The following is an 8,509-nucleotide window of genomic DNA, read 5'->3' as shown; positions in this document are numbered from 1 at the left end:
TTAAATAGTCTGGCAGCAATGGCGAGAAGGTCACACCCGTTCCCTTACCGAACACGGAAGTTAAGCTTCTCAGCGCCGATGGTAGTTGGGACACGCGTCCCTGTGAGAGTAGGACGTTGCCAGGCGGTATTATATGGAGGATTAGCTCAGCTGGGAGAGCATCTGCCTTACAAGCAGAGGGTCGGCGGTTCGAGCCCGTCATCCTCCACCATTTTTCTTTTACTATGCGGGTGTGGCGGAATTGGCAGACGCACCAGACTTAGGATCTGGCGCCGCAAGGCGTGGGGGTTCGACTCCCTTCACCCGCACCATAGGTTTTTGCGTTAGAAAAAAACATCCATATAAGCGGAAGTAGTTCAGTGGTAGAACATCACCTTGCCAAGGTGGGGGTCGCGGGTTCGAATCCCGTCTTCCGCTCCAAACAGTGCCGGGGTGGCGGAACTGGCAGACGCACAGGACTTAAAATCCTGCGGTAGGTGACTACCGTACCGGTTCGATTCCGGTCCTCGGCACCATGTTATATCCAAGGTAATTTAACACATCAAATATAGCGCTCAGTGCGTCATATTATCGGGAAGTAGCTCAGCTTGGTAGAGCACTTGGTTTGGGACCAAGGGGTCGCAGGTTCGAATCCTGTCTTCCCGACCATTCTTTATTACAAATATTTTGGGGTCTTAGCTCAGCTGGGAGAGCGCCTGCTTTGCACGCAGGAGGTCAGGGGTTCGATCCCCCTAGACTCCACCTTAATAATATAATTTTTTTGGCGGTGTAGCTCAGCTGGCTAGAGCGCTCGGTTCATACCCGAAAGGTCGGGGGTTCGACTCCCTTCGCCGCTACCAAAATACTATTATATGATTTTCTTTTTCCATGGAGGAATACCCAAGTTTGGCTGAAGGGATCGGTCTTGAAAACCGACAGGCGGGTAACACCGCGCGGGGGTTCGAATCCCTCTTCCTCCTCCAGTTTTATTATTTTTTATATGTGGAGGGGTAGCGAAGTGGCTAAACGCGGCGGACTGTAAATCCGCTCCCTCCGGGTTCGGCGGTTCGAATCCGTCCCCCTCCACCATGTTTAGGGGCATAGTTTAAAGGTAGAACTAAGGTCTCCAAAACCTTCAGTGTGGGTTCAATTCCTACTGCCCCTGTCAAAAAGGCAAAAAAAATTCCAAGTATATGCTTGGAATTTTTTTTGCCTTTTTTTATTTTGCCTCTTTCGTCGCATGCGGCGGGATTAACTTGTTTGGGCTCCTTATTAAAAAAAATAGTTTAATATTTTGTAAAAAAATAAAACTTATTGTTTCGGTTTATAACATAATGTAATATACTATATACAAATAAGTATAACACATTTATAATGAATCTATTGAATATAACATATTTAATGTAGATAAGGGGGGGGTAATTATTAAATTATCTAAACGTCAGGATGAAATCCTCCAGATTGTTAAACAAAACGGGCCCATTACAGGAAAAGACATCGCAGAGAAGCTTTCATTAACAAGAGCTGCACTAAGACCCGATCTTGCCATTTTAACGATGTCAGGTAACTTAGATGCAAGGCCGCGAGTAGGTTATTTTTTTAATGAAAGCTTTGAAGCAAAGCAACAGGCTAAAAGGTTTATCCACCAAAAGGTAACGGATTATAAAGCCCATCCAATTGTCGTTGAGAAATCAACCTCCGTGTATGATGCGATCGTGCAGCTCTTTTTAGAGGATGTGGGCACACTTTATGCGGTTGATACAAAAGGACATCTAGCAGGGGTTGTTTCCCGTAAGGATTTGCTCAGAGCATCACTAGGAAATCAAAATCTAAATGAATTGCCTGTCAGTGTCATCATGACTAGAATGCCAAATATTATTACAATAAATCCTGAAGAGACCTTGCTCGAAGCAGCCAAAAAGATGATCCATAATCGCATTGACTCTTTACCAGTTGTTAAGGAAATAGAGGAGCAAAGAAGTACATATTTGCTGGTAGGAAGAATCACCAAAACCACCATAACGCGGGCATATTTAGAAATCATGGAAAACAATTCAAACTAAGGAGAGTGGCTGCCATTTTGGTACAGAAAGAAGTTGTCTATGTTGTATCTGACTCAGTAGGTGAAACAGCTGAGTTTGTAGTAAAGGCAGTGGCTACACAATTTAATGGCGGGCAGGTAGAAATTCGCCGTAATTCCTATGTGGATGATTTTGAAGATATTGAAGATATCATTTTACTAGCAAAAAAGGGACGGACGATTATTGCCTATACGATCGTTATTCCATCATTAAAAGAGTATTTAGATCGACGTGCAAAAGAAGAGAGCATTTTTGCTGTAGATTTACTAAGTCCATTGATGAATGCTTTTGAAATAAGCTTCAATAAACAGCCGCACCATCGACCTGGATTGATGAGAAAATTGGACGAAGAATACTTCCGGAAAATTGAAGCAATTGAATTTGCAGTTAAGTATGATGATGGGCGTGACCCAAGAGGGATCAAAAAGGCGGATATTGTTCTAGTCGGTATCTCACGTACATCTAAGACCCCTTTGTCTATGTACTTAGCACATAAACGATTTAAAGTGGCCAATGTTCCTTTGGTTCCAGAGGTGCCACCTCCAGATGAATTATTTGAAATACCCCGTAAGAATTGTATTGGATTAATAATATCACCAGATAAATTAAACGAAATTCGCAAGGAACGTCTAAAGGCTTTAGGGTTAGCCTCACAGGCTAACTATGCAAGCTTTGGGCGAATTCTTGAGGAACTTGATCATGCTGAAAAAGTAATGAAGCGATTAGGCTGTCCTGTTATTGATGTATCAAATAAAGCTGTTGAAGAAACAGCTGGCTTAATTTTAGACGTGTTAAAAAAAGAGAGGAGCTACTAATAATGGAAAAATTCGTTTATTTATTTCATGAAGGAAATGGCAATATGAAGGGGTTACTTGGGGGAAAAGGGGCAAACCTAGCGGAAATGACGCGTATTGGTCTTCCGGTTCCGTATGGTTTTACAATCACTACACAGGCTTGCAATGCATTCTATGAAGCTAGCAAAACCATTCCAACCTTTGTTGAAGTCCAGACTTTAGAGGCTCTAACCCGTCTTGAAGAAAAAATGGGCAAAAAGCTTGGCGACCCAAAAAATCCTTTGCTCGTTTCCGTACGTTCTGGTTCTGTTTTTTCCATGCCTGGCATGATGGATACCATCTTGAATCTTGGAATGAATGATGAAACCGTTATCGGAGTAGCAGAATTAACCAATAATCCACGGTTTGCTTATGATTCCTACCGTCGTTTCATACAGATGTTTAGTAATGTTGTACTAGATATCGATACCTACTACTTTGAACAATTATTAGAAGAAATACGCGAGGAAAAAGGCTATTCCTCTGACCCAGAAATGAGTGCTGATGACTGGAAAGAAGTGATTATTGGCTATAAAGGTATAGTCAAAAAGCATAAACGAAAGGATTTCCCGCAAGATCCAAAAGAGCAGCTATTCCTTGCGATTCATGCAGTCTTTAACTCTTGGAATAATCAGCGTGCGATAGTCTACCGTCGCCTTAACAAAATTGCTGACCATTTAGGAACAGCTGTAAATATTCAAAGTATGGTGTTTGGCAACATGGGGAATGATTCAGGCACAGGCGTAGCATTCACAAGAAATCCATCGACTGGTGAGCATGTCCTTTACGGTGAATACTTAATCAATGCCCAAGGGGAAGATGTAGTAGCAGGGATTCGTACTCCACAGCCAATCGCTACTTTAAAAGATGAAATGCCAGGAGTATATAAGCAATTCACTGATACTTGCAAGCGCTTGGAACAGCATTACGAAGAAATGCAAGATATCGAATTTACGGTTGAAGGTGGTAAGCTATTTATCCTGCAAACCCGTAATGGAAAAAGAACAGCCCAGGCAGCGATTCGAATCGCCGTGGAAATGGTCGAAGAAGGAATCATTGATAAAAAGACGGCCTTGCTACGTGTTGACCCGGAACAATTAGATCAACTGCTGCATCGCAGGATTGACGACAAATTTGAGAAAAGAGTTTTAGCTAAAGGCTTGCCAGCATCACCAGGTGCAGCGACAGGTCAAGTCGTTTTTGATGCCGATGAAGCAGAGCAATTAAATAATGATGGAAAAAAAGTAATTCTTGTTCGTCCTGAAACCACTCCAGATGATATCCATGGTATCGTTGCATCGCAAGCAATACTGACAAGCCGAGGCGGCATGACAAGCCACGCTGCAGTTGTCGCGCGTGGTATGGGGAAAGCGTGTATTTGCGGATGCGAAGCATTAAAGATAGATCTGAAAGCTAAACATTTTACAATTGGTGAGACAGTTATTAATTATGGAGATATCATAACGATTGATGGCTCTACGGGTGAAATTATGCTTGGGGAGATTCCAATGATTGACCCAGAACTTTCGGATGAGTTTCAAATGTTGCTTGCATGGGCAGACCAAGAACGTAAATTAGGGGTCCGTGCCAATGCAGATAACCCAGAAGATGCAAAAAAGGCATTTGAATTTGGTGCAGGCGGAATTGGCTTATGCCGTACTGAACATATGTTTATGGATTTAAAACGGATTCCAACCGTGCAAAAAATGATTCTTGCTGAAACTTATAATGAGAGAATGGAAGCTTTGAACCTGTTATTGCCCATGCAGCAAGGGGACTTTGAAGGAATCTTCGAAGCTATGCAAGGATTTCCTGTCACTATCCGTTTACTAGATCCACCCTTACATGAATTCTTACCGGATAAAGAGGAACTGCTAGTGGAAGTAACGAAGCTTCAGATTTTAGATCCACAATCACCAGAATTGAAGAAAAAAGAGCAATTGCTGAAAAAGGTCCGCCAATTAGATGAGTTTAACCCTATGCTTGGCCACCGTGGCTGCCGCCTTGGGATGATTTACCCGGAAATTTATGAAATGCAAGCAAAAGCCATTTTCTATGCAGCTGCTAAGCTCGCTGATAAAGGCATCGAAGTACAACCAGAAATCATGATTCCTTTGGTCGGTCATGTGAATGAATTAAAGGATATGCGTAAATTGGTGATCGATGCGGCATTACTTGTCCAGGAGGAGACTGGAAAAATCTTCAAGTACACGATTGGAACCATGATTGAAATTCCGCGTGCTGCTTTAACTGCAGATAAAATTGCCGAGGAAGCTGATTTCTTTTCGTTTGGGACCAATGATTTAACCCAAACAACATTTGGTTACAGCCGTGATGATGCGGAAGGCAAGTTCCTGCAAGCTTACATTGAAAATAAAGTGCTTCCGGATAATCCGTTTGCTGTCCTTGATCAAGAAGGCGTAGGTAAGCTTGTTGAAACAGGGGTGAAGCTTGGCCGTGGAACAAAACCGTCCTTAAAAACAGGTATTTGCGGCGAGCATGGCGGAGAAAAGAGCTCGATTGAATTCTGCTACAAAACCGGCCTAGATTATGTCAGTTGTTCACCATACCGCGTACCACTAGCACGTTTGGCTGCAGCACAAGCAACCATTCGACATGAACAAAATAAACAAGAAGTTTTTACAACAGCATAAAGGAAGAACAAGGGATGTTGCAGTATGCATCATCCCTTTTTTATTGTGATGTAATTGGATAGACGCCCAGTTTATGCAAATACTATAAAAAATTATTTTAAAGGGGACTTACAATGGGGGCTATTGAACGCAGCGGTTATCGATTTGTACCAGAATTTAGTGTCATTCAACAAAATGGGGCCATTCATGTATATAATCAGGATAACTTCATCGAGGAAATTAAATTCCACTTCTCAGGGAAGTTTCCTGAACTGGATCAGATCGAAGACCTGGTTGATCAATATTGCAGCCAGCATCAACTTTAAAACCGAATGCTTGTTCGGTTTTTTATTTTGTGATAGAATGGATATAATAAACCATTTTATAGAAATGGAGGGAAATCCATGAATAAATTAACCACTATATACCCTCAAGCGATAGAACGTACAAAATTGAAAGTGTATGAAGATATTAACCATTATTTCGAAACGATGGAAACACTGCCAACCCTTGAACAATACCTAACTGACAGAAGCCATTATGTTGAGCAAATTTGGACCAATGTTTGGCTGAATAAGTCGACCAATGATGTTCCAAGGAATGAAAAAAAGCAATATTTAACTGATAAAGGCTTCGAGGTACAGGGAATCGACAAAAAACTAATCAATAAGTTATTTAGGGATGAAATGCGAACCTATCATGTCTTTGATACGATGGGGTGGGTTCATGAAACATTTTTAGGTAAAGAACAAGAGTGGGTGAAACAGTATCAGGAGGCGAAGGTTAATTTTATAAAACGAGAAGAACAAAAACAGCACGAAGAACAGAAGCAATTGATTAGAAGTGAGATTGAAGATGCCGCTGTTGGAATCTTGGAAGAACAATATGAGCTGTTTTATTTATATGTTCGTTACTTCGTTGCCGTACAACTAGTTGCTGACCTACAAAATAATGTAAAGTTTCAATCGGTTGATACCTTTGCATTAGAAGAAAAATTAGTGGATGAAGGCCATTTTAACCCCTCAGTCTATACAACTGTTGCCACCTTTTTTGAAGAACTGACAGGGGATATCCATAAAACTTTGAATTGGGGCAGGAGTTTTTATGAATATCAAACCTATTTTTTCGTTTATGAAAGCTTAATTGCTGACTATTTGTCTGAGCTTATTCCGGAAAAAATATTAGAGCAGCTTTCTGAAAAGGTTAAGGATGATTTTCATGAAACCTTTCTTGAGAAACTATCGGCATCCTTCGTTAAGGGCAGCATTGCTCAGGTTCTTTATGATGTCGAGGGTTATTTTATTGAGGATATCCAAGCTGAATACCTATCAGACTTAATACGTTTGGCAGAAATACCTTTTGAAGCAAAGGTTCATAAAGAAATTTTTGAAAAAGACTTCCAAGCGCGCGAGCAAAAACAAAAAGAAGCGCAAGAAGAACTCGAGCGAAAAAAAGCAGAAGAAGAGCGGATGATGAAGGAAATCTTTGCAACGGAATACGACCCTTCGTTACAACGTCAGGTCCGTTATATCTTGCACATTGGCGAAACCAATACAGGGAAAACCCATCATGCGCTAGAAAGAATGAAAGATGCTTATAGCGGGTTATATTTAGCGCCGCTTCGATTATTAGCACTTGAGGTATTTGATAAATTAAACGCTGAGGGGACGCCGTGTTCCTTAAAAACTGGGGAGGAGGAAAAAATCACCCCAGGTGCAAATCATACTTCCAGCACCGTGGAAATGTTTCACGAAAAAGAGTTTTATGAAATAATCGTCATTGATGAAGCACAAATGATGACCGATAAAGACCGTGGTTTTTCCTGGTATAAGGCAATCACGAAAGCTAATGCAGAGGAAGTCCATATCATAGGCAGCAGGAATTCAAAAACTATGCTGCTCCAGCTTTTAGGTAATTCCATTATCGAAGTTTATGAATACAGTCGTGATACTCCTCTTGAGGTTGAAACGAAGGAGTTTCATATTAAACACATTAAAAAAGGCGATGCGCTGATTTGTTTTTCACGAAGGCGAGTTCTTGAAACCGCCTCACGACTGCAAAATGACGGACATACTGTCAGCATGATCTACGGCAGCATGCCGCCAGAAACAAGAAAAAAGCAAATTCAGCAATTCAACACGGGAAAAACAAAAGTCATCGTTGCTACAGATGCGATTGGAATGGGCTTAAATCTGCCAATTCGACGGATTGTTTTTTTAGAAAATGATAAGTTTGATGGAACTAGACGACGACTGCTGACATCACAAGAAGTGAAGCAAATTGCTGGACGTGCAGGTCGAAAAGGTATTTACAATATTGGCAAAGTGGCCTTTACTAGTGATATCAGAAAAATGAGAAACTTGCTTTTGCAGGAGGATGAGCCTGTTCATACCTTTGCAATTGCACCAACCAATTCAGTTTTTGAACGCTTTCAACGCTATTATCACGACTTAGGTACATTTTTTGAATTATGGGGGAAATTTGAAAGTCCAAACGGAACGAAAAAAGCTTCCCTTGCCGAGGAAAAGTCGTTGTATCAAATGGTAGCAGGTACTGAAATTGAAGCACGTTTATCCTTAATGGACCTTTATGGATTTTTACATCTGCCTTTTTCAAAAAATGAACCGGTATTAACGAAGCAATGGGAAGAAAAAATGTATGCCATTATCCATGGGAGAGAACTCCCGGAACCGATTGTAAAGGAACGAAGCTTGGAGGAATTAGAACTCAGTTACAAAGCAATTGGACTTCATTTGTTATTTTTATATCGACTAGGAGAGCGAACGACAGCAATCTATTGGGAGCGGCTAAGAGAAGAGGTCAGCGATAAAGTGCAGGACCGCTTAAAGACGGATATAAATAAATTCGTTAAAAAATGCAAAACCTGTGGAAAGAAGCTGCCATGGGATCATTCTTTTCCTACCTGTGAAGCCTGTTATGCAGCGAAGACTAGAAGATATCGATATGATGAATATTAAGAATA

At 41.2% G+C, this 8,509-nt stretch carries 5 protein-coding genes, 10 tRNA genes and 1 rRNA gene; all 16 read left to right on the top strand.

What is annotated here, in order from left to right; genetic code table 11:
* The first annotated feature begins 8 nt into the window (after positions 1–8).
* A 5S ribosomal RNA gene (gene rrf / locus ACSU6B_RS26955) occupies positions 9–125 on the top strand.
* Positions 126–135: 10 nt separating this feature from the next.
* Positions 136–211: transfer RNA gene (locus ACSU6B_RS26950), tRNA-Val, on the top strand.
* 15 nt (positions 212–226) lie between these two features.
* Positions 227–311, top strand: a tRNA-Leu gene (locus ACSU6B_RS26945).
* A 34-nt stretch (positions 312–345) separates the two neighbouring features.
* Positions 346–420 (top strand) — tRNA-Gly (locus ACSU6B_RS26940).
* 6 nt (positions 421–426) lie between these two features.
* Positions 427–515, top strand: a tRNA-Leu gene (locus tag ACSU6B_RS26935).
* Positions 516–571: 56 nt separating this feature from the next.
* Positions 572–648: transfer RNA gene (locus ACSU6B_RS26930), tRNA-Pro, on the top strand.
* 20 nt (positions 649–668) lie between these two features.
* A tRNA-Ala gene (locus ACSU6B_RS26925) sits at positions 669–741 on the top strand.
* A 21-nt stretch (positions 742–762) separates the two neighbouring features.
* Positions 763–839, top strand: a tRNA-Met gene (locus tag ACSU6B_RS26920).
* 30 nt (positions 840–869) lie between these two features.
* Positions 870–962: transfer RNA gene (locus ACSU6B_RS26915), tRNA-Ser, on the top strand.
* A gap of 21 nt (positions 963–983) precedes the next feature.
* Positions 984–1,068 (top strand) — tRNA-Tyr (locus ACSU6B_RS26910).
* 5 nt (positions 1,069–1,073) lie between these two features.
* A tRNA-Trp gene (locus tag ACSU6B_RS26905) sits at positions 1,074–1,144 on the top strand.
* Positions 1,145–1,400: 256 nt separating this feature from the next.
* Positions 1,401–2,042 (top strand): helix-turn-helix transcriptional regulator, encoded by a 642-nt coding sequence (locus ACSU6B_RS26900; protein ID WP_214999222.1) that lies wholly within the window; start codon positions 1,401–1,403, stop codon positions 2,040–2,042.
* A 17-nt stretch (positions 2,043–2,059) separates the two neighbouring features.
* On the top strand, positions 2,060–2,875 hold the full coding sequence (locus tag ACSU6B_RS26895) for a pyruvate, water dikinase regulatory protein (protein ID WP_214999047.1): 816 nt from the start codon (positions 2,060–2,062) through the stop codon (positions 2,873–2,875).
* A gap of 2 nt (positions 2,876–2,877) precedes the next feature.
* Entirely contained in the window at positions 2,878–5,547 is a 2,670-nt protein-coding gene (gene ppdK / locus ACSU6B_RS26890; protein ID WP_410889457.1) for a pyruvate, phosphate dikinase, read from the top strand.
* 113 nt (positions 5,548–5,660) lie between these two features.
* Positions 5,661–5,852 carry a YbxH family protein gene (locus ACSU6B_RS26885; RefSeq protein WP_168244672.1) on the top strand — a complete coding sequence of 64 codons (192 nt, stop codon included), beginning with the start codon at positions 5,661–5,663 and terminating at the stop codon, positions 5,850–5,852.
* Between the two features lie 78 nt (positions 5,853–5,930).
* Positions 5,931–8,504, top strand: coding sequence for a DEAD/DEAH box helicase (locus tag ACSU6B_RS26880; RefSeq protein WP_410889456.1), 2,574 nt, complete (start codon positions 5,931–5,933; stop codon positions 8,502–8,504).
* The last annotated feature ends 5 nt before the right edge of the window (positions 8,505–8,509 follow it).

The sequence above is a fragment of the Neobacillus sp. C211 genome (assembly GCF_051842875.1).
Lineage (GTDB): Bacteria > Bacillota > Bacilli > Bacillales > Cytobacillaceae > Neobacillus.
The sequence above is the reverse complement of the archived record's forward strand: the minus strand, read 5'-3'. Positions and strand labels throughout refer to the sequence as shown.

Coding starts and splice junctions, on each gene's coding strand:
- ppdK (WP_410889457.1), top strand. CDS start 2,878: ATGGAAAAATTCGTTTATTTATTTCATGAAGGAAATGGCAATATGAAG.
- ACSU6B_RS26880 (WP_410889456.1), top strand. CDS start 5,931: ATGAATAAATTAACCACTATATACCCTCAAGCGATAGAACGTACAAAA.
- ACSU6B_RS26885 (WP_168244672.1), top strand. CDS start 5,661: ATGGGGGCTATTGAACGCAGCGGTTATCGATTTGTACCAGAATTTAGT.